This is a genomic window from Rehaibacterium terrae, from assembly GCF_014202935.1.
GTDB classification, from domain to species: Bacteria; Pseudomonadota; Gammaproteobacteria; order Xanthomonadales; family Xanthomonadaceae; genus Rehaibacterium; species Rehaibacterium terrae.
Map to the genome: position 1 here is coordinate 110801 of NZ_JACHHX010000002.1, position 20865 is coordinate 131665.

Annotated in this window: 18 protein-coding genes; 15 read left to right on the forward strand and 3 right to left on the reverse strand. The window is 70.2% G+C overall.

Annotated features, from left to right (window positions below; all coding sequences use genetic code 11):
• The first annotated feature begins 10 nt into the window (after positions 1–10).
• Positions 11–1093, forward strand: coding sequence for an LPS export ABC transporter permease LptF (gene lptF / locus HNQ58_RS01840; protein WP_183947212.1), 1083 nt, complete (start codon positions 11–13; stop codon positions 1091–1093).
• Positions 1090–2187: an LPS export ABC transporter permease LptG gene (gene lptG, locus HNQ58_RS01845; protein WP_183947076.1), complete on the forward strand. Its 1098-nt coding sequence runs from the start codon at positions 1090–1092 to the stop codon at positions 2185–2187. Before lptF ends, lptG begins: the two co-directional genes overlap by 4 nt.
• A 21-nt stretch (positions 2188–2208) precedes the next feature.
• Here the strand turns inward: lptG and HNQ58_RS01850 are convergent, their stop codons facing one another.
• Positions 2209–2655: an RDD family protein gene (locus tag HNQ58_RS01850; protein ID WP_183947077.1), complete on the reverse strand. Its 447-nt coding sequence runs from the start codon at positions 2653–2655 to the stop codon at positions 2209–2211.
• A gap of 30 nt (positions 2656–2685) precedes the next feature.
• On the opposite strand from HNQ58_RS01850, the gene xerD reads away from it, so the two are divergent.
• From xerD to purL, 3 genes are all read left to right on the forward strand, one after another.
• Complete coding sequence (xerD, locus tag HNQ58_RS01855) at positions 2686–3639, forward strand: site-specific tyrosine recombinase XerD (protein WP_183947078.1); 954 nt, start codon at positions 2686–2688, stop codon at positions 3637–3639.
• Positions 3640–3840: 201 nt separating this feature from the next.
• Positions 3841–4617: a disulfide isomerase DsbC N-terminal domain-containing protein gene (locus HNQ58_RS01860; protein ID WP_183947079.1), complete on the forward strand. Its 777-nt coding sequence runs from the start codon at positions 3841–3843 to the stop codon at positions 4615–4617.
• 103 nt (positions 4618–4720) lie between these two features.
• Positions 4721–8605, forward strand: coding sequence for a phosphoribosylformylglycinamidine synthase (purL, locus tag HNQ58_RS01865; protein ID WP_183947080.1), 3885 nt, complete (start codon positions 4721–4723; stop codon positions 8603–8605).
• Between the two features lie 235 nt (positions 8606–8840).
• Here the strand turns inward: purL and HNQ58_RS01870 are convergent, their stop codons facing one another.
• Both HNQ58_RS01870 and HNQ58_RS01875 read right to left on the reverse strand, forming a co-directional pair.
• Positions 8841–11384, reverse strand: a complete 2544-nt coding sequence (locus HNQ58_RS01870) for an HYR domain-containing protein (protein ID WP_183947081.1) — start codon at positions 11382–11384, stop codon at positions 8841–8843.
• A gap of 118 nt (positions 11385–11502) precedes the next feature.
• Complete coding sequence (locus HNQ58_RS01875) at positions 11503–12177, reverse strand: helix-turn-helix transcriptional regulator (RefSeq protein WP_183947082.1); 675 nt, start codon at positions 12175–12177, stop codon at positions 11503–11505.
• 212 nt (positions 12178–12389) lie between these two features.
• Here HNQ58_RS01875 and gspE point away from each other — a divergent pair, with 212 nt between their 5' ends.
• The 10 genes from gspE (at position 12390) to HNQ58_RS01925 (ending at position 20857) form a co-directional block, all read left to right on the forward strand.
• A complete protein-coding gene (gene gspE, locus HNQ58_RS01880) occupies positions 12390–14105 on the forward strand; it encodes a type II secretion system ATPase GspE (protein WP_183947083.1) in 1716 nt (571 codons plus the stop codon).
• A 278-nt stretch (positions 14106–14383) separates the two neighbouring features.
• Positions 14384–14848 carry a hypothetical protein gene (locus HNQ58_RS01885; RefSeq protein WP_183947084.1) on the forward strand — a complete coding sequence of 155 codons (465 nt, stop codon included), beginning with the start codon at positions 14384–14386 and terminating at the stop codon, positions 14846–14848.
• A gap of 6 nt (positions 14849–14854) precedes the next feature.
• Positions 14855–15844, forward strand: a complete 990-nt coding sequence (locus HNQ58_RS01890) for a hypothetical protein (protein WP_183947085.1) — start codon at positions 14855–14857, stop codon at positions 15842–15844.
• Positions 15845–15948: 104 nt separating this feature from the next.
• Positions 15949–16401 carry a hypothetical protein gene (locus tag HNQ58_RS01895; RefSeq protein WP_183947086.1) on the forward strand — a complete coding sequence of 151 codons (453 nt, stop codon included), beginning with the start codon at positions 15949–15951 and terminating at the stop codon, positions 16399–16401.
• 250 nt (positions 16402–16651) lie between these two features.
• Positions 16652–17419, forward strand: a complete 768-nt coding sequence (locus HNQ58_RS01900) for a hypothetical protein (RefSeq protein WP_183947087.1) — start codon at positions 16652–16654, stop codon at positions 17417–17419.
• Between the two features lie 201 nt (positions 17420–17620).
• The gene (gene xpsF, locus HNQ58_RS01905; protein WP_183947088.1) at positions 17621–18838 is read left to right on the forward strand and encodes a type II secretion system protein XpsF; all 1218 of its coding nucleotides are present in this window, start codon (positions 17621–17623) and stop codon (positions 18836–18838) included.
• A gap of 5 nt (positions 18839–18843) precedes the next feature.
• Positions 18844–19284, forward strand: a complete 441-nt coding sequence (locus HNQ58_RS01910) for a type II secretion system protein GspG (protein ID WP_246416826.1) — start codon at positions 18844–18846, stop codon at positions 19282–19284.
• A 12-nt stretch (positions 19285–19296) separates the two neighbouring features.
• Positions 19297–19752, forward strand: a complete 456-nt coding sequence (xpsH, locus tag HNQ58_RS01915; RefSeq protein ID WP_183947089.1) for a type II secretion system protein XpsH — start codon at positions 19297–19299, stop codon at positions 19750–19752.
• A complete protein-coding gene (locus tag HNQ58_RS01920) occupies positions 19749–20180 on the forward strand; it encodes a prepilin-type N-terminal cleavage/methylation domain-containing protein (RefSeq protein ID WP_183947090.1) in 432 nt (143 codons plus the stop codon). The genes xpsH and HNQ58_RS01920 overlap by 4 nt, the downstream gene beginning before the upstream one ends.
• Before the next feature lie 5 nt (positions 20181–20185).
• On the forward strand, positions 20186–20857 hold the full coding sequence (locus tag HNQ58_RS01925; protein WP_183947091.1) for a prepilin-type N-terminal cleavage/methylation domain-containing protein: 672 nt from the start codon (positions 20186–20188) through the stop codon (positions 20855–20857).
• Positions 20858–20865: the final 8 nt, after the last annotated feature.

A 20865-nucleotide genomic window follows, 5' to 3' on the forward strand; every position in this document is an offset into this window, starting at 1 on the left:
CTCCGTTGCCCTGATGCTGATCGAGCGCTACCTCGTCCGCGACTTCATCGCCACCTTCGCCGCCAGCCTGCTGGTGCTGGCGATGGTGAGCCTGGGCGGCATCGTCACGGCCCTGCTGTCGGAGATCGCGCGCGGCAAGCTGCCGGCCAGCCTGCTGCTCTCGCAGCTGGGGCTGCGCTCGGTCGGCTACTTCTCGCTGATGCTGCCGCTGGCGTTGTTCCTCGGCCTGCTGCTGGCGATCGGCCGGCTGTACCGCGACTCGGAGATGGCGGTGCTGGCCTCGGTGGGCCTGGGGCCGCGCCAGCTGTTGCGGCCGGTGGCGATGCTGACCGTGCCGGTGGCGCTGCTGGTGGGGCTGTGCTCGCTGTGGGCGGCGCCCAAGGCGCTGGACCACTCGCAGCGGATGATCGACCAGGCCAACCGCTCGCTGCTGGTGGCCGGGCTGGAGCCGGGCCGGTTCATCGAGCTGCCCGGCGGCGGCGGCGTGCTCTACGTCGGCGAGATGTCCGACGACGGCACCCGTTTCGGCCGGCTGTTCCTGCAGTCCGAGAAGGACGGCCGGGTGGATGTGACCACGGCCCGTGCCGGCGAGCTGTTTCTCGACGGCGGCGAGGAGCGCTACCTGCAGCTGTATGATGGCTTCCGCGCCGAGGGCGAGCTGGGCGCGCGCGAGTACCGGCTGATGCGCTTCGCCCGCAACGAGATCCGCCTGCCCGACCGTGCCGGTGACGTGGTCCGCGACGAGGTGCGCATCCGCAGTCTGCGCAGCCTGTTGCCCGATGCCGCCCCGGAGGCACGCGCCGAGCTGCACTGGCGGCTGGGCGCGCCGCTGGCGACGCTGGCGCTCGGCCTGCTCGCCCTGCCGCTGGCGCGCAGCGAGCCGCGCCAGCCGCGCTACGGCCGGGTGCTGTTCGCCCTGCTGGCCTACCTGCTCTACACCAATCTGCTGATCCTGTCCCGCGCCTGGCTGGGGAGCGGGCAGATCCCGCTCTGGCTGGGCGCCTGGTGGGTGCACCTGCCGGCTTTCGCGATCGGGGCGTGGCTGCTGCTCACCGATGGCCAGGTGGCGCGGCCGCGGAGGGCGCGCGCATGACGCTGCGCCCGCGCATCCACGATCTGTACGTCGCCAGGACGGTGCTGCTGTCGCTGGCGGCGGCCTGGGGCGTGCTGCTCGGCTTCGACCTGATCATCGCCTTCGCCGACGCGCTGAACTCGGTCGGCGAGGGCGATTACACCGCTGGCCATGCCGTGCTGTACACGCTCAACACGCTGCCGCGGCGCGCCTACACCCTGTTTCCGACCGCCGCGGTGATCGGCTGCCTGCTCGGCCTGGGTGGGCTGGCCGCGACCTCCGAGCTGACCGCGCTGCGTGCGGCCGGATTGTCGCGCCTGCGCATCTGCGCCGGCGCTGCGCTGGCGCTGGGCGTGGTCACCGCCGGCATGGTGGTGGTCGGCGAGACGGCCGGCCCGGAGGGCGACCAGCGCGCCCAGGCGCTGGCCACCGCCGCCAAGTCGCGCGACATGATCCTGGCCCGCTTCTCCGGCCTGTGGGCGCGCGAGGGCGACGTCTTCCTCAACGCCCGCACCGGCGTGCAGCGCGGGCGCAGCGGCGAGGGCTGGGTCGAGCTGGAGGACGTGCGGCTGTACGAGTTCGCGCCCGACGGCCGGCTGCTGTCGCTGGCACAGGCGCGCATCGCCGAGCACCGCGCCGGCGAGTGGACCCTGCGCGAGGTGCGTCGCACCCGGTTCGGCGAGCGCGAGGCGACGCTGGAGGAGCGGGCCGAGGAGCGCTGGGCCTCCTCGCTCGATGCGGGGACGCTGGCCGCCAGCATGGTCCGTCCGCGCTACCTGACCACCGCCCAGCTCGGCGCCACCATCGAACACATGCGGCGCAACGGCATCGATCCCGGCCCCTACGCGGTGGCCTACTGGGAGCGCTGGTTCTACCCGCTCAACGTGCTGGCACTGTGCCTGGCGGCGATGCCGTTCGCCTTCGGCCAGCTGCGCTCGGGCGGCTTCGGCAAGCGGCTGTTCGCCGGCATCGTGTTCGGTCTGAGTTTCTTCCTGCTGGAGCGGCTGGCGGTGAACCTGGCCAGCGTCTACCGCATCGACCTGCGCCTGGCCCACCTGCTGCCGCCCTTGCTGGTGCTGGCGACCAGCTGGCTGCTGTTCCATCGCCGCGTCTGAACCGGTCGCGGCCCGCGCCGCCTACCCTCGCGCGGGTTTCGGCAGGCGTACCAGCACGGTGTCGGCGGCCAGGTCGTGCAGGCCGCGGCGTTCGTCGTCGATCAGGCTCCACAGCAGCGCCAGTCCGAGGCTGAGGCTGGCGACCGCATAGCGCCGCCACAGCATGGCCACGCCGGCGGGGCGGCCGTCGGCGGCGACCACTTTCAGCCGCCACGGCCGCATCCCGAGGGTCTGGCCCCCGCGCCGCCACGACAGTACCGCGTAGGCGCCGGTCACCGCCCACAGCAGGGCCAGCTCCAGCCAGGCGCCGGGGCTGCCCGGGGTCACCGGCACGCCGCCGCGCAGGGCATAGACCACGGCGCTGGTCAGCAACCACAGCGCCAGCACGGGCAGGGCGTCGTAGAGCAGGGCGAGCAGACGCCAGCCGAGGTGGGCGGGGCGGGCGGCGGTGTCGGGAGTCGAGGCCATCGCGACAGGATAGCCGTTAAGCTTCGGCGCATGCCTGCTTCCACCCCCGCCGACCGCCGTCTGCGCGCCCGGGCGATGCCGCCGGCCCCTGCGCCCGACCAGCGTCTGATCGACGATGTTCTCGACCGTTTGTGGGCGGAAGCCGGCCTGGCGCGACAGACGCTGGCCAGCTACCGGCGCGATCTGGACGGGCTGGCGCGCTGGCTGGGCGGGCACGACGGCGGGCTGCGCGGGGCCGGCCGCGAGCGCCTGTTCGCCTACCTGGCCGAGCGCACCGCGCAGGGCTACTCGGCGCGCAGCAACGCCCGCCTGTTGTCGGCCTTGCGCGCCTTCTACGGCCAGTTGCTGCGGCGCGGCGAGATCGCCGTCGATCCGACCGCCCGGCTCGATCCGCCCAAGCTGCGCAAGGCCCTGCCCAAGGCGCTGTCCGAGAGCGAGGTCGAGGCCCTGCTGCTGGCGCCCGACATCGGCACTCCGTTGGGCCTGCGCGACCGCGCCATGCTCGAACTGATGTACGCCACCGGCCTGCGCGTGAGCGAGCTGGTCGGTCTGCCGACGGTCGCGGTCAACCTGTGCCAGGGCGTGCTGCGGGTGCTCGGCAAGGGCGGCAAGGAGCGGCTGGTGCCGCTGGGCGAGGAGGCCCAGCACTGGCTGGAGCGCTACCTGGCCGAAGCGCGGCCGCTGCTGGCCGGGCAACGGACCCTGGCACCGCTGTTCCTCAACCGGCGCGGCAAGGCGCCGAGCCGGCAGCAGTTCTGGAACACGGTCAAGGCCTGTGCGCTGCGTGCCGGCATCGACCCGGCGCGGGTCAGCCCGCACGGCCTGCGCCACAGTTTCGCCACCCATCTTCTCAACCACGGCGCCGACCTGCGCGCGCTGCAGATGCTGCTCGGCCACAGCTCGCTCTCGACCACCCAGATCTACACCCTGGTGGCCAGGGAGGGGCTCAAGCGGCTGCACGAGCGGCATCATCCGCGCGGCTGAGGGGGTGATTCGGAGCCCGGAACCCGGAGCCCGGACCCCGGCAAGCGGCAAGGGCGTGAAACATCGGTCGTCGCCGCGGCCTGCGGCGAGGCAGTGCTTGTCCCGAGCCCCGAGCCCCGAGTCCATGCCAAAATCCCGGGAACCCCACCGGCCGGCCGCTGTCACACCGGCCCAGACCGACGCTTTCGCAAGGATCCGCCCATGAATCGCCTGCTTGCCGCCGCCCTGGTCGGCGCCCTGAGTATCACCGCCTGCGCCGCCGACCAGTCCGGGGACGCGCGCGCGACGCCGGCCGCCGCCTCGGCCGCGGAGGGCGACGCCGCCGTCCGGCAGGCGCTGGAAACGCTGGTCCCCAACGTCAAGATCGACAGCATCAAGCCGTCGCCGATCGCCGGTTTCCGCGAGGTGGTGCTGTCCGGACAGGTGCTGTACGTCTCCGAGGACGGCAAGTACCTGATCCAGGGCACGCTGTTCGACATCGCCACCCGTACCGACCTCACCGAGGCGACCCGCGCCGGCATCCGCCGCGAGGCGCTGGCCAAGGTCGGCCCCGAGCAGCGCATCGTGTTCGCGCCAGCCGAGCGCAAGCACACGGTCACCGTCTTCACCGACATCGACTGCGGCTACTGCCGTCGCCTGCACCAGCAGATGAAGGAGTACAACGAGCTCGGCATCGCGGTGGAATACCTGTTCTTCCCGCGCGCCGGCATCGGCTCGGAGAGCTTCCAGAAGGCGGTGTCGGTGTGGTGCGCCGACGACCGCCACCAGGCGATGACCGAGGCCAAGAACGGCATCGAGATCCCCCGGCGCGAGTGTGACAACCCGGTCGCCAGCGACTTTGCCCTCGGTCAGCAGGTCGGCGTGGACGGCACGCCCGCCATCTACACCGGCGAGGGCATCTACATCGGCGGCTACCTGGCCCCGCAGCAGATGCTGCAGCGCCTGGAGCAGCTGGCGGCGCGCCAGGCCGCACGCTGAATCCCGGCCCCGCGCGACCCCGGGCGCCAACCGGCCCAGGCCCGCGCCGGGGCCGGCCATCCGGTATCATTTGCGCCCCGTCGATCACGGATCTCCCGCGGAAATGATCGCTCTCGAGGGCCGACCGGCCCTGTCGCCGTTCCGGCGCGACCGCCTGCAATCCCGTCTCCAGTCCCTCGCCCCCGGCGCCGTCGTCAGCGACAGCCGGCATGTCTATTTCGTCGATCCGGAGCCGGGCGCGGTGCCCGACCGCGAGGCGCTGGCGCGCATCCTCGAAGGCGGCTACGACAGCGTGCCGGCCGCCGCCGGCAGCCTGAGCCTGTTCGTGGTGCCGCGGCTGGGCACGGTCTCGCCCTGGGCGAGCAAGGCCACCGAGATCCTGCGCGGCGCCGAGCTGCCGGTCCGCCGGGTTGAGCGCGGCCTGCGGCTGGACATCGCCGGCCTGCCGGCGCCCGGGTCGGCCGAATTCGCCGCGGTGGCGAAGCTGCTGCACGACCCGATGACGCAGTCGCTGCTGACCTCGCGCGACGAGGCCGCGAAGCTGTTCGTCGCGCCACCGGCCGGCGCGCTCGTGCGCATCCCGCTTGCCGCGCTGCGCGAGGCCAACGCCCGCCTCGGCCTGGCATTGAGCGAGGACGAGATCGAATACCTGGAAGCCCGCTACGGCGAGCTCGGCCGCGACCCCAGCGACGCCGAGCTGATGATGTTCGCGCAGGCCAATTCCGAGCATTGCCGGCACAAGATCTTCAACGCCAGCTACTGCATCGACGGCGAGGACCAGCCGCTGTCGCTGTTCAGGATGATCCGCCACACCCACGCGCAGGCGCCGCAGCTCACGCTGACCGCGTATGCGGACAATGCGGCGGTGATCGAGGGCTTCGACGGCCGCCGCTTCCGACCCGGCGACGACGGCGTGTACCGCGCCGAACCGGTCGCCCCGTCGGCGTTCGCGATCAAGGTCGAGACGCACAACCACCCGACCGCCATCTCGCCCTATCCGGGCGCCTCCACCGGCGCCGGCGGCGAGATCCGCGACGAGGGCGCCACCGGCCGCGGCGGCAAGCCCAAGGCCGGCCTGACCGGCTTTTCCGTGTCGCACCTGCGCATCCCGAGCCTGCCACAGCCGTGGGAGCGGCCGCGCCCGCTCAACCCGCGCATGGCCAGCGCGCTGGAGATCATGCTCGACGGCCCGATCGGTGCGGCGGCGTTCAACAACGAGTTCGGCCGGCCGGCCCTGGCCGGCTACTTCCGCAGCTTCGAGCTGGCCACCGACACGCCGGGCCTGACCCGCGCCTACGACAAGCCGATCATGCTGGCCGGCGGCCTGGGCGCGATCGACCGCGGCCAGGTGCAGAAGCTGCGCCTGCGGCCGGGCGACGCGGTGGTGGTGCTCGGCGGCCCGGCGATGCTGATCGGCCTGGGCGGCGGCGCGGCCAGCTCGGTCGCCTCCGGCCAGAGTTCGGAGGCGCTCGACTTCGCCTCGGTGCAGCGCGACAACCCCGAGATGCAGCGCCGCTGCCAGGAAGTGATCGATCGCTGCGCCGCGCTGGGTGAGCGCAACCCGATCCTGAGCGCCCACGATGTCGGTGCCGGCGGCCTGTCCAACGCCATCCCCGAGCTGCTGCACGATTCCGGTGTCGGTGGCCTCATCGACCTGGCGAAGATCCCGCGGGTGGATCCCTCGCTGTCGCCGATGCAGCTGTGGTGCAACGAGTCGCAGGAGCGCTACGTGCTCGGCATCGCCGCCGAGCGCCTGGCCGAGTTCGAGGCGATCTGCGCCCGCGAGCGCTGCCCCTGCGCCGTGGTCGGCACCGTCACCGCCGAGGAGCGCCTCGTGGTCGGCGAAGGCGTCGGTCCCGGAGCTGCGGCCCCCGGCTCCGGATCCCGGGAGCCCGCCATCGACCTGCCGATGGACGTCCTGTTCGGCAAGGCGCCGAAGATGCACCGCGACACCCGCCGTCCGCCGCGCCCGCGCTGGCCGAAGCTGGACACCGCCGCGCTCGACCTGCGCGAGGCCGGCCTGCGCGTGCTGTCGCACCCGACCGTCGCGGCCAAGAATTTCCTCGTCACCATCGGCGACCGCACCGTCGGCGGCCTGTGCTCGCGCGACCAGATGGTCGGCCCGTGGCAGCTGCCGCTGGCCGACTGCGCCATCACCCTCACCGACTTCGACGGCGTCGCCGGCGAGGCGATGGCGGTGGGCGAGCGCACGCCGCTGGCGCTGATCGACGCCGCCGCCTCGGCGCGCATGGCGGTGGGCGAGGCGATCACCAACCTCGCCGCCGCGCCGGTCGCGTCGCTGGAGGAGGTCAAGCTCTCGGCCAACTGGATGGCCGCCGCCGGCTTCGACGGCGAGGACGCGCTGCTGTACGACGCCGTGCGCGCGGTCGGCCTGGAACTGTGCCCGGCGCTGGGCATCAGCATCCCGGTCGGCAAGGACTCGCTGTCGATGCAGGCGCAGTGGAGCGCGCCGGAAGGCCCGCAGCAGTCGGTGTCGCCGGTGTCGCTGATCGTCTCGGCTTTCGCCCGCGTCGGCGACGTGCGCGGCCAGCTCGTGCCGGTGCTCGACCGCGGAGTCGAGTCGGAGCTGTGGCTGATCGGCCTGGGCGCCGGCCAGCGCCGCCTGGGCGGCTCGATCCTGGCCCAGGTCTGCAACGCCTTCGGCGGCGCGTCGCCCGACCTCGACGAGCCCGGACGCCTGAAGGATTTCTTCGGCCTGATCCAGGCCGCGCGCGCCGACGGGTTGATCCGCGCCTACCACGACCGCAGCGACGGCGGCGCCTTCGCCGCGCTGTGCGAGATGGCCTTCGCCTCGCACTGCGGGCTGGAGCTCAACCTCGACGGCTGGGGCGAGGATCCGTTCAGCACGCTGTTCAACGAGGAGCTGGGCGCGGTGGTGCAGGTCGCGGTCGAGGACCGCGCCGCCTTCGCCGACCTCGTCGACCGCTACAACCTCACCCATTGCGCGCAGCGCATCGGCCGACCGACCACCTCGCCGCGCATCCGCGTCACCGGGGGGCGCGTGACCGTCGCCGAGTGGACCTGGCAGGAGCTGTTCGACGCCTGGTGGTCGGTCACCCACGCCATGCAGCGCCTGCGCGACAACCCCGAGTGCGCCGACGCCGAGCGCGAGGCGCGTCGCGACTTCGACGCCCCGGGTCTGACCCCGGTGCTGAGCTTCGATCCGGCCGAGGATGTGGCGGCGCCGTTCATCAACACCGGCGTGAAACCGCGCGTGGCGGTGCTGCGCGAGCAGGGCGTCAACGGCCAGATCGAGATGGCGGCCGCGTTCACCCGCGCCGGCTTCGAGGCCGTGGACGTGCACATGAGCGACCTGATCGCCGGCCGCATCGACCTCGCCGGCTTCAAGGGGCTGGCTGCCTGCGGCGGCTTCAGCTACGGCGACGTCCTTGGCGCCGGCCGTGGCTGGGCGATGTCGATCCTCGAGCACCCGTCGCTGCGTGACGAGTTCGCCGCGTACTTCGCCCGCCCCGACACCTTCAGCCTGGGCGTGTGCAACGGTTGCCAGATGCTCAGCCAGCTCAAGGCGCTGATCCCCGGCGCCCGGCACTGGCCGACGTTCCTGCGCAACCGCAGCGAGCAGTACGAAGCGCGGCTGGCCCTGCTCGAAGTGCAGGACTCGCCGTCGATCTTCTTCCGCGGCATGGAAGGCTCGCGCATCCCGGTCGCCGTCGCCCACGGCGAGGGCCAGGCGCGCTTCGACAGCGAACTCGACATGGCCGCCGCCCGCGTCGCGCTGCGCTTCGTCGACGGCCACGGCAACATCGCCACGCGCTATCCCGCCAATCCCAACGGCTCGCCCGAGGGCATCACCGGCCTGACCTCCGAGGACGGCCGCGCCACCTTGCTGATGCCGCACCCCGAGCGCGTCTTCCGCAGTGTGCAGATGAGCTGGCACCCGGCCGACTGGGGCGAGGACTCGCCGTGGATGCGCATGTTCCGCAACGCGCGGGTGTGGGTGGGCTGAGCCGGCTGGTCCCCGTGCCCACGCCGCGGTGTGCCCAGGCCGCGGTGGCGATCCCGGCAGGGGCGGACCGGCTTGGCCGGCCACATGCACTCATGGCTCTCCGCGGCGGCGGGATTTCTTTCATGGAGACTGAGTCGCCACGCCCGGATTCGCATGGCCCGGCGTGCGCGGAAGAGCGACGGGCCCGATCCGTTGCGGATCGGGCCCGCCGAGGCGCGGCAGGTGCCGGGGGCGTTCAGCGGAATTCGAACATCGCTGTGTGCACGCTGCCGTCCTTGAGCTTGACCGTCAGCAGCCGGCAACCCCTCCAGCTGCGTTCGCTCTTCCACACATAGACGTACTGATCGAGTGTGGCGTCGTAATTGAGGCTGCTGTTGCCGGCGGTGACCGTCTCGGCGACTTCCTCGCCGGTGCTGCCAGTGCAGGCCATGACCGTCGAACGCGGATGGCCGGGCGCGAAGATGTCCAGCCCCTGGTTGCCGCCGAGGCTGAACTTGAGCGGGATCGCGCTGCCGGCCTTGACGGCGTTGGTCTTGCCGTTCTCGACCGGCTTGAAGAACCCGGCGAAGTGGTAGGACACCGTGACCGTGAAGCTGCGGCTGGCCTGGTTGCCGCGGCTGTCCTCGGCCTGGCAGGTCACCGTGGTGTCACCCATGCCGAAGCTGCTGCCGGACGACGGGCTGCAGGAAACCGGTACCGGGCCGTCGACGAGGTCGATGGCGTTCGGCGTCGCGTACTCGACCACGGCCTGAGAGCCGGATTCGGAGACGACGGCGATGTCGGCCACCGGGTCGATGACCGGCGGGGTGGTGTCGACCACCTGCACGTTGAAGCTCACCGGGCTGGCGGCGTTGCCGGCGGCGTCGGACGCGGTGCAGGTCACCACGGTGCTGCCGAGCGCGAAGGTGCTGCCGGAGGCCGGCAGGCAGGTCGCGACGCCGGCGCCGTCGACGATGTCGGAGGTCGCCGGGGCGGTGTAGTGGACGACCGCACCATCCGGGCCGGTGGCCTCGACGCCGAGGATGTCGGCCATCGGGTCGATGACTGGCGGGGTGGTGTCGACCACCTGCACGTTGAAGCTCACCGGGCTGGCGGCGTTGCCGGCGGCGTCGGACGCGGTGCAGGTCACCACGGTGCTGCCGAGCGCGAAGGTGCTGCCGGAGGCCGGCAGGCAGGTCGCGACGCCGGCGCCGTCGACGATGTCGGAGGTCGCCGGGGCGGTGTAGTGGACGACCGCACCGGCCGGGCCGGTGGCTTCTACACCGAGGATGTCGTCCATCGGGTCGATGACCGGCGGGGTGGTGTCGACCACGGTCACGTCGAAGCTGGCGTCGGCGCCGTTGCCGGCGGCGTCGCTGGCGCTGCATTCCACGGTGGTGGTGCCGAGCGGGAAGGTGCTGCCGGAGGGCGGCAGGCAGTCCACCGGCACATTGCCGCTGACCAGGTCGGTGGCACTGACGGCGAAGCTGACTTCGGCACCGGACGCCGAGGTGGCCTCGGCCGTGATCGGGTCGGGCACGTCGATCGCCGGCGGGGTGGTGTCGACCACGGTCACCTTGAAGCTGGCGCTGGCCTGGTTGCCGGCCGAGTCCTCGGCGCCGCAGGCCACCGTGGTTTCGCCGAGCGGGAACACGCTGCCCGACGGCGGCGCGCAGCCGCTGGCGCCGATCTCGTACGGTTCGGCGTCGTCCACCGCGTCCTGCGCGGTGACGCTGAAGCCGACGCTGGCGCCGGCCGCGGAGGTGGCTTCGGCGGTGATGTCGGCGGGGACCGCAATCGCCGGCGGGGTGATGTCGAGGATCTGCACTTCACACTCGTCGGTGGTGAAGGCGCCCTGGAAGTCGGTGACGGTCAGCTCGAACGGCAGCAAGCCGAGCTGCTGGTAGCCGAGCTGCGGGGCGACGAAGACGAACTGCGCGGGATCGTCGCTGATGTTCACCACCAGCGGCGGACCGTTGAGCTGGTTCCAGGCGTAGCTGGCGATGCCGTCGTCGAGATCGTATGAGAGGCTGCCGTCGAGTGTGGCTTGCTGGCCTTCAGCGACGCTGTCCGGGCAGACCGCGATCGCCACGGGCGGCGCGTTGACCCAGACCACGTTGACTTCGACGTCGTCGATACCGGTCAGGGTGCCGTCGGAAACGGTCAGGCGGAACTGCAGCGTTTCGCCGGCCATGCCCACGTCGGGCGCGGTGAAGCCGGCGATCGCGCTGTTGGCGTTCTGGATGACGACCGGCGTGCCGAGAATCTGCGTCCAGGCATAGGTCAGCGGATCGCCGTCGGGGTCGCTCGATCCGGAGCCGTCCAGGATCACCACCTCACCCTCGTCCACGCTGTCGGGGACGGCGACGGCCACCGCCGTCGGCGGCAGGTTGAGCACGACATCGGTGATGTTGATGTGGGTGGTCGCGGTGTCCGTGCGGGTGCCGCAGTTGACGGTCAGCCGGAAGGTCAGCGTTTCGCCGCCCGGGCCGACATCGGGTGCGCTGAAGGTCGGTGTGGCCGTGTTCGGGTTGTTCAGGGTCACGGGCGTGCCGGCGGTCTGCACCCAGGAAAAGCCGAGATTGGCGCTCGGCGTGGAGCCGGAGCCGTTGAGGGTGACCAGTGTCGGCTGACCGTGGGTCCGCTCCGGCACGGTCTGGGTGGCGGGATTGATGCGTGCGGTCGGATTGCCGTTGCAGGTGCCGGCCTGGGCGAAGGCCGGAGTCGAGAATGCGGACGCGGCCAGCAGTAGCAGCCATGCTGGCCAGCGACGGTGCGCCGTCGCGATCGAGCGTTTCATGACGATGTCCCCCTGTTCCGCCATCCCGCACAGGGATGGTCGCGATCACGCTATGCGGGGGGAGACTGCGGGTTCATCACCCAAATGGGGTAAGCCGGCCGAACGGTCCGACCGGTGGTCAGCCTTCGAGTCGGCGGCCGACCAGTGCGACCAGGCCGGCCTGGGTGCGGGTGCCGGTCTTGAGCATCGCCGCCTTGAGCTGGCTGCGGACCGTATGGATCGACTTGCCGGCATGGCGGGCCAGCGCCTCGACCGAGCCGGCGGCGTACAGGCCGAGTGCGGTCTCGGCTTCCTTCGGCGTGAGCCCGAAGCGCTCGCAGAGCAGGTTCAGCGCATCGGCGGAGGGGCCGCGCTCGCGGACCTCGACCAGCAGCATCCGCTCGGCGGGCATGTCGAGCGTGGCGCAGGGCTCGATTGCATCGACGTGCACGACCAGGCTGCCGGCCGTGTCGTCGACCCGGACTTCGACCGTCTGCGGGTAGCCCGGACCCTGCAGCTGGGCCAGCCGCAGGGCGCGGCCGAGCTGGGCGCCGGCCGGCGTCGCGGCGATCCGCAGCCGGTCGGCATCCAGCACCAGCGGCATGCCGGGCAGCAACCGGCGGCGCGCCGCGGCGTTGGCGAACCAGACCGTGGGCGGGTGGCCGGGCGCGACGATCAGCAGCGGATGGCAGAGCGTGTCGAGTGCGGCGCCGAAGGTGCGCGCGCTGTCGAGCAGGCGGCGCTGGTCGCGGCGCCTTTCGACGTTGATGCGCCGCTCGCCAGGCAGGCGAGCGGTGTCGATGGAGAGGTTCACGGACAGCCCCCTGTTCGCGAGGCTTTCCTATAGCGCGGCCCACGCCGGCAGGCACGCTCCGGCACGACGGGTTCCGACGGGCGGCTGTGGCGGGTGCGCGAGCGGTAGCGGGGCGAGGCATGGACGTTGGCGGCCGTTTCCGTCCGCATCATCCCGGCTTTCGCGTGAACTGCTAAAGTCCGGGCAGGAAACCCGCGGCCAGGAACAACGGCATGAATGCGGTTGCAAGCGATACCCTCATTCCGGACAGCGACGATCGCATCGTCGCGGCGCTGCTGGCGCGTGGCCGGCTCAAGGAGGCCGACCTCGGCCGCGCGCGCAAGCTACGCGAGGAATCCGGCGGCTCGCTGGCGGCGCTGCTGGTGCGGCTCGGCCTGGTGTCCGAGCGCGACATGGCCGAGGCGGCGAGCGAAGTGCTCGGGCTGCCCCTGCTCGCCGCCCGCGACTGCCCGGAGTCGGCGCCGGCCGGGGTGCAGGTGTCGGTGCGCTTCCTCAAGCAGCACGCGGTCTGTCCGGTGGGCGAGGGCGAGGCGCACGTCGACCTGCTGGTGGCCGATCCGCAGGACGGCTACCCGGCCGAGGCGCTGGCGCTGGCGACCGGCCGGGAGGTGCGGATGAAGGTCGGCCTGCGCTCGGAGATCGCCGATCTGATCGAGCGCTATTACGGCGCCGGCCGCTCGGCGATGGGGGCGATCGTCGAGAGCGTGGGCGATGAGGGCGCGCGCGACGAGGACGACGTCGAGCACCTGCGCGACCTCGCCTCCGAGGCGCCGGTGATCCGGCTGGTGAATCTCATCATCCAGCGTGCGGTCGAAGCGCGCGCCAGCGACATCCACATCGAGCCGTTCGAGAACCGGCTCAAGGTGCGCTACCGCATCGACGGCGTGCTGGAGGAGGCCGAGAGCCCGCCCGCCAACCTCACCGCTGCGGTGATCTCGCGCATCAAGATCATGGCCAGGCTCAACATCGCCGAGCGCCGGCTGCCGCAGGACGGACGGATCATGATCCGCGTGCAGGGCAAGGAGCTGGACCTGCGCGTGAGCACCGTGCCGACCGCGCACGGCGAGTCGGTGGTGATGCGTCTGCTCGACCGCGAGGCGATCGTCTTCGACTTCGAATCGCTCGGCTTCACCGACGAGTTCCTGCCGAAATTCATCAAGGTGCTCGAACAGCCGCACGGCATCCTGCTGGTGACCGGCCCGACCGGCTCGGGCAAGACGACCACGCTTTACACCGCCCTGCAGAAGCTCAACACGCCCGACGTCAAGATCATCACCGTCGAGGATCCGGTCGAGTACCAGCTCGAAGGCATCAACCAGATCCAGGCCAAGCCGCAGATCGGCCTGGACTTCGCCAACGCGCTGCGTTCGATCGTGCGCCAGGACCCGGACATCATCATGATCGGCGAGATGCGCGACCTGGAGACCGCGCGCATCGCCATCCAGTCGGCGCTGACCGGTCACCTGGTGCTGTCCACGCTGCACACCAACAACGCCGCCGGCGGCATCACCCGCCTGCTCGACATGGGCGTGGAGGATTACCTGCTCACCTCCACGGTCAACGGCATCCTCGCCCAGCGGCTGGTGCGCCGGCTGGAGCCGACCCACGCCGAGAAGTACGAGGCGCTGCCCGAGGTGATCGAGGAATTCGGCCTGCGCCGCTTCCAGCCCGAAGGCCCGATCTACCTGTACCGCCCCCGCCCCTCGGAACTGACCCCGACCGGCTACCTCGGCCGCACCACGATCATGGAATTCCTGGTGATGAGCGACCCACTGCGGCGGTTGGTGATGCAGCACGCCGGCATGGGCGAGATCGAGGCCCAGGCCCGCGCCGAAGGTATGCAGACCATGTACGAGGACGGCCTGCGCAAGGCGCTGGCCGGCGTCACCACCATCGAGGAAGTGCTGCGGGTGACGCAGGAAGCGTGACCTCAGCCCCGGCATAAGGTTGGTACCGGATGCGTACCAGCATCCCGGCGAAAGCGGGGAGGTGCGGAGGAGAAAGCGCGTCCGCTCCGGGCGTAGCCCCTGTGAGCTGACGAACCCCGACGATCCGCCTATGCAGGCGCGGTGCATCTCGTGCCGGGCTCGCAAGCTCGCTCCAGCCCCGGGCTTTCCAGAGCTTCCAGGAAGGGCGCGCCTTGACAATCTGCGCGGGGGGGCGTGCGCGGCGCACCCGATCCGGGTGCTTGGCATAAGGAGATGTCATGCTGCGTCGTACGCTTTTTTTCGTTGTGCTCGCGCTGTGCTCGCAGGACGCACTCCCCACCACGCTGCCCACGGTGACGGTGGTCGGGTATCGTGTCAGTGGCTGGACCACGCTGTGCGAAGGCTCCGGCTGCAATGCCTATATCAGGCCCTCGACCAGCGAGCCACTGCCGGGAGAGGCGTCGCTGCCGCCGGAGGATGACCGTATCGGCATCGAACAGGTATGCAGCCCGGACAAGTCCACGCGGGAGAATGCTGCTTGGGATGCGTACAAACGGATGATGAGTGCATACTACTCGAATGCGTACGATCTGAGAAATAATGATGCCGAAATCCAGTCCAACTTGATTCCGATCATAATGAATTTCAGCAATGGCTCGGTTGGTAGTTACTTGCGCACCACTGCACAATATACGTCCGCAACTGGCGGACTGATTGAAATTCAGGCGCCGAATTGCGGCTGATAGGCCATGGTGAAGATTAAAAAGCCTGGCGTATGGCTGGTTGTTGCGGCGCTCGCGATCGCGAGCGCCGCTCTGTATGCGTGGATATCTCGCGTCGATGACGCCCGCGGGTGGGTGGATGCGCAGCTACGACATCCCTTGTATAGCGATGCAGTGCAAGCACCAGGCGGCTCGATCAGTTCGCTTTCGGAGTCTGCGTCTGCGGAGCAATTGCGTCAGCAGGGCATGGTTATGGTGTCATCCGTTGCCTGGTTGGATCGAGTGGCCAGCCTTGAGGGGCTTGATGAAGAGCTTCTGACGCGGGCTTGGGCGGGCGACACCAAGGCGATGGCGGCATTCGCCGAGCTGGGATTTCGGTGCGCGGAATTCGATCCGACTCGACGGGACTATGCAGCCCGGCTGGTCGAAAAGTCTCCGGTCGGCAGCCCGGAGCGGGTAGCGCGGGAGAGGGCCGCCCGGCTGATGATTGCCTATTGTGGAACCGCGTATCGTTGGTTCTCGCCCGATGGACCGAAAGACGAAATCCTGAAGATGCTGCGCGAGGCGGCGGATCGAGGTGACTTGGTCGCAAGAGCGGATGGGTATTTCATGGGGGAGGACGAAGCACAACTGTTGGATGTGCTGGCAGCCTCGGACGACCCTTGGGTTGTAGAGCGTGCTTTGGGCAGGCTGGTAATGCAGCGCGACGGACCTGTCGGTCAGCAGGCTGAAAGCGGAGTGTTTGCGCAGAACATGCCCCGGGATGAGGTCAATCGCATCAAACTCGCGGCAGCACGATGGCGCGCATGCGAGTTGGGGGCGCCTTGTGGTCCGAATCAGGCGTACGAGTTGCTCAGTTGTCTGCAACACGGCAACTGCTCATTGGATATGGATGTTCGCACCAATATCCGTCAGCGCGAGCTGTCGGGCCGGCAGTTCGAGCTGATGCAGAAATACCTCGCGGCGCTGGATGCGCGGCTGGCGGAGCAAGGCATCCGGCTGGGTGGTGGGCGCTGAGACGAGGTGCCGGTCGGCGACTCGGAGCGCAGTCTTGACAATGCGGGGGGGGGGGGTAGCGTGCGCGGCGCACCCGATCCGGGTGCTTGGCATAAGGAGATGTCATGCTGCGTCGTACGCTTTTTTTCGTTGTGCTCGCGCTGTGCTCGCAGGACGCACTCCCCACCACGCTGCCCACGGTGACGGTGGTCGGGTATCGTGTCAGTGGCTGGACCACGCTGTGCGAAGGCTCCGGCTGCAATGCCTATTTCACGCCCTCGACCAGCGAACCGCTGCCGGGGGAGGCGTCGCTGGAGCCGGAGGACCCGGGTGCCGCCAGCGTCGAAATGGTTTGCAGTGGTGATGTAATCACGCGGGAGTCGCAGATGTGGTTGGCGTACAGGGCGATCATGTTGGTCCGATACGGGGCACGGGCTGCGAGGGAAGACCTCAACAACATCCACCGCGAGTTCCTGATCCTGTTCAGCAATGGCTCGATTGGGAGGTACCAGCGGTCGGATTCGGAATTTCGGAGCAGTCACGGGATGGACGAGATAGAGGCGCCGAACTGTGGGTGAAAAGATCATGAAACGCTCTGGCTGGCTGGCGGGGTTTGCGGCGTTGATGGTCGTGGCAGTAACGGTGTTCTATGTGTTGTGGCGGACGGAAGGGAGCCCTGCCCCGCCGAAAGCGAGTGGCGCGATCGACACGGACTTGCTGGCCCGGTCAGACTCGGTAACTGGGGCCATGCCAACTTCTGCGGCTGAGCGGGCAGAGCTTGGGTCCAGTCGGGATGGCAGGATATGGGAGGCGGTGGACAGCTCTACCATGGACAGACTTGATCGGGTCTGGCACACCAGTCAACTGGATTTCGATTTGTTGTTGCTCCGTGCGCAGGGTGGCGACACGCAAGCCATGGCCGCGGTAATTGCGCTCGCAGGGCGCTGTGGGCCGTTCTGGCCGATCCGTGGGGATCGATACCATGCGCGGCACGCTGTAGAACAAGCGGCAGTGGGGACTGCCGAGCGCGCAGCACGCGAGACGGCTGTCGAACTGCTCGCATCCTACTGCGATGTGCCGTATCCGCAAGGTGAGCTGTCTGAGGGTCGTATACCCAAGTTCTCGTCTGCGCTGCGGGAAAGAGCCGAACAGGGTGATTTGCTGGCCAGAGCGCATCATACGTTCGAGGAGGAGAGTGAAGCCGATGTGCTGGCGGTGCTGTCAGCGTCCCATGAGCCGTGGCTGATCGAGCGAGCTCTGCAAGCCTTCGCTGAGGGCAGAGGAGAGGTCGCAAGGCAACTGGATCGGGAGATTTTTCCTCCAGAGCTTTCCCTGCAGCGAAGCGAGGTCGAGCGCATCAAATGGATGGCGGCACGCTGGCGTGCCTGCGAGCTGGGCGCCGCCTGCGGGCCGAATCAGTACCACGAACTGAGCCAGTGCCTGTATCTGGGCAACTGCGGTCTGGGGATGGATGTCCGCACCTACATCCAGCAGCGCGAGCTGTCGGGCTGGCAGTTCGAGCTGATGCAGAAATACCTCGCGGCGCTGGATGCGCGGCTGGCGGAGCAGGGCATCCGGCTGGGTGGTGGGCGCTGAGACGAGGTGCCGGTCGGCGACTCGGAGCGTGGGGCTGACAACACAGCACGCGCGGCGCCATTCATTCGGTGTGCTTGGCATAGACAGATGCATTCTGCACGGCGGTACCGTGCCCTCTGAGCGGCTGCTGCCCCCGTCGAGTGCAGCTGCCCTCATGCTGAAATACAATCGCGCGGACATCCGCTGCCTCATCGGTGGTTCGTGCCCCTGTTCCGCTACAAAGCCCTGAGCACTGCCGGTGATGCGCTGGAAGGCCAGATGGAGGCGGACAGCGCCGAGGAGGTGATCGCCCGTCTGCAGGATGCCGGGCATCTGCCGGTGGAGGCGCGGCGGGCCGATGAGGTGGCCGAGACGGGGTCGCTGGCCTCGCTGTTCCGGCGCCAGGATCTGGATGCCAGGCAGGTGCTGCAGTTCACCCAGCAGCTGGCGACCCTGCTCGGCGCCGGCCAGCCGCTGGACCGTGCGCTCGGCATCCTGATGGACCTGCCCGAGTCGGCGCCGGCGCGACGGGTGCTGGCGCGGGTGCGCGAGGCGGTGCGCGGCGGCGCGCCGCTGTCGACGGCGCTGGAGCAGCAGCACGGCGTGTTCTCGCGGCTGTACGTGAACATGGTGCGCGCCGGCGAGGCCGGCGGCAGCCTGCACGAGACGCTGGCGCGGCTGGCCGACTACCTCGAACGCAGCCAGAGCCTGCGCGGACGGGTGATCAATGCGCTGATCTACCCCGCCATCCTGGTGGCGATGATCGGCCTGGCGCTGATGTTCCTGCTCGGCTACGTGGTGCCGCAGTTCGAGCTGATGTACCAGGGCCTGGACGCCGAACTGCCGCTGCTCACGCGCATCGTGCTGGCCTTCGGCGCGGCGGTGCGTGATTACTGGCTGCTGATGCTGGTCGCGCTGGCGGCGTTGGTGGTCTGGTTCGACCGCAAGCGCCGCGACCCGGCATTCCGGCACGCCCTGGATGGCTGGCTGTTGCGGCGGCGGCTGTTCGGCCCGCTGATCGCGCGACTGGAAACCGCGCGGCTGGCGCGCACGCTGGGCACGCTGGTGCGCAACGGCGTGCCGCTGCTGTCGGCGCTGGCGATCGCCCGCAACGTGCTCGGGAACCGGGTGCTGGCCGAGGCGGTCGAATCCGCCAGCGAGGCGGTCAAGACCGGCGGGGGGCTGGCGCATGCGCTCGCGGCGCATCCGGAGTTTCCGCGGCTGGCGCTGCAGATGATCCAGGTCGGCGAGGAGTCCGGCGAGCTGGACACGATGCTGATCAAGGTCGCCGATGCCTTCGACCAGGAGACGGCGCACGCCATCGAGCGCATGCTGTCCGCGCTGGTGCCCGCCCTGACCGTGCTGATGAGCGTGGTCGTGGGCCTGGTCATCCTCGCCATCCTCACGCCGCTCTACGATCTGACCACGACGATAGGTTGATGCCCATGCGTTCCACCGTTTCCCGTTTCACCGCCTCCCCGGCCGCCGCCCGCGCGCGCGGCATGAGCCTGATCGAGATCATCATCGTGATCGTGTTGATCGGCGCGGTGCTCACCTTCGTCGGCAGTCGCGTGCTCGGCGGCTCGGACCGGGCCAAGTTCAACCTCGCCAAGTCGCAGGTCGAGACGCTGGCGCGCAAGGTCGAGAACTTCGAGCTCGATGTCGGCCGCCTGCCGCGCCAGCTCGACGAGCTGGTGAGCAACCCCGGCGAGACCGGCTGGCTCGGGCCCTACGCCAGGGCTGAAGAGCTCAAGGACCCCTGGGGCAACCCGTTCGAATACAGCCCGACCGGCGGGCAGGGGGCGGCCCGCTTCACCCTGGTCAGCTATGGTGCCGACGGCAAGCCCGGCGGCGACAGCGTGAACCAGGACATCCGCTACGAGTAAGGGAGCGCCGCCATGGCCGCCCGTGCCGCGCGCGGCGTCTCGCTGATCGAGGTGCTGGTGGTGGTGGCGCTGGTCGCGGCACTGGCCGCCGGCCTGGCCGCCACGCTCGGCGGCGGCATGGCCGGCCTGCAGCTGCGCGGCACGGCGCGCGAGATGGCGGCGCAGATCAGGCACACCCGCGGCCTGGCCATCGTCCGCGGCGAGCCGCAGTTCTTCGAGATCGACGTGACCGAGCGCCGCTGGACCGCCCCGGACGGCAGGGGCGGCACCCTGCCGCACGCGCTCGAGTTGCGCGTGCTCGGCGCCGCCGAGGAGCAGATCGAGGACGACGTGGCGCGGATCCGCTTCTTCCCCGACGGCTCGTCCAGCGGCGGCGTGGTGCGGCTGCGCCGCGACGGCGCCGAGTGGCGCATCGATGTCGCCTGGCTCACCGGCGAGGTGCGCGTGCGGCGCGGGGAGGCGCCATGAGGCGGGCGCGCGGCTATACCCTGATCGAGGTGGTCGCCGCCTTCGCCCTGCTGGCGATGGGGCTGGGCCTGCTGCTGGGCATCCTCGGCGGCGGCGTCGGCCAGGCGCGTTGGTCGGCTGAGGCCAGCGAGGCGGCGCAACACGCACAGACGCTGCTCGACACCGTGGGCGTGGGCGCGCCGATCGAGCCCGGCAGCCTGGAGGGGGAGAGCGGGGATGGCCGTTTCCGCTGGACCCTGGCCGTCGAGGAATACGAGCACGAGTACGGCGACGAGGAGCAGGGCGTCGCGCCGGCCGGCGAGCCCGCGCGCGGCGTGCAGGTGCTGAAGCTCTACAAGGTCGAGCTGGCCATGCGCTGGGGGGCGGAAGGCCCGCGCGAGCGTGCGGTGTTCCGCACCCTCAGGCTGCGCCAGGTGGCGATGGAGTGACCGCCATGGCCCGCTCCCGCGGCTTCACCCTGATCGAGCTGCTGCTGGCGACCGCCATCCTGGCCACCGGGCTGGCGATCGCCTTCGCCGCCTTGCGCACCGCCGGCGCCACGGTGAGCAGCGCCGAGGCGATGATCGAGCGCACCGAGCGGGTGCGGATCGTGCAGCAGTTCCTGCGCCGGCAGTTCGGCAACGTGCTGCCGCTGGCGTTCGCGCGTGACGAGCGGACCGGGCAGGGCATCGTCTTCGAGGGCGGGCGCGACGGGCTGCGTTTCGTCGCACCGATGCCCGGCTACCTCTCACGCGGTGGTCCGCACCTGCAGTCGCTGCGCCTGGCGCCCGGCGCGGACGGCCAGCGGCTCGAGTTCGAGCATGTGCTGCTGGTCGGCGACGAACTGATCGAACCGGACGAGCCGCGGCCGCCGGTGGTGCTGCTGGACGGCATCGCCGAGGCGCGCTTCGCCTACCGCACGCTCGACGAGCGCGGCGAGCTGGCCGACTGGACCGACACGTGGGAAGACGCCGGTCAGTTGCCGCTGCTGGTGCGCATCGAGCTGCGTTTCACGGATGAGCGGATGCGTTGGGCGACGTTGGAGACGCCGCTGCCCCTGGGCTTCGGCCGGGTCGCCGCGCCGGCCGTGGTCGCGCCGCCACCGCGGCGGGGAGGACAGCGGTGATTTTTCAC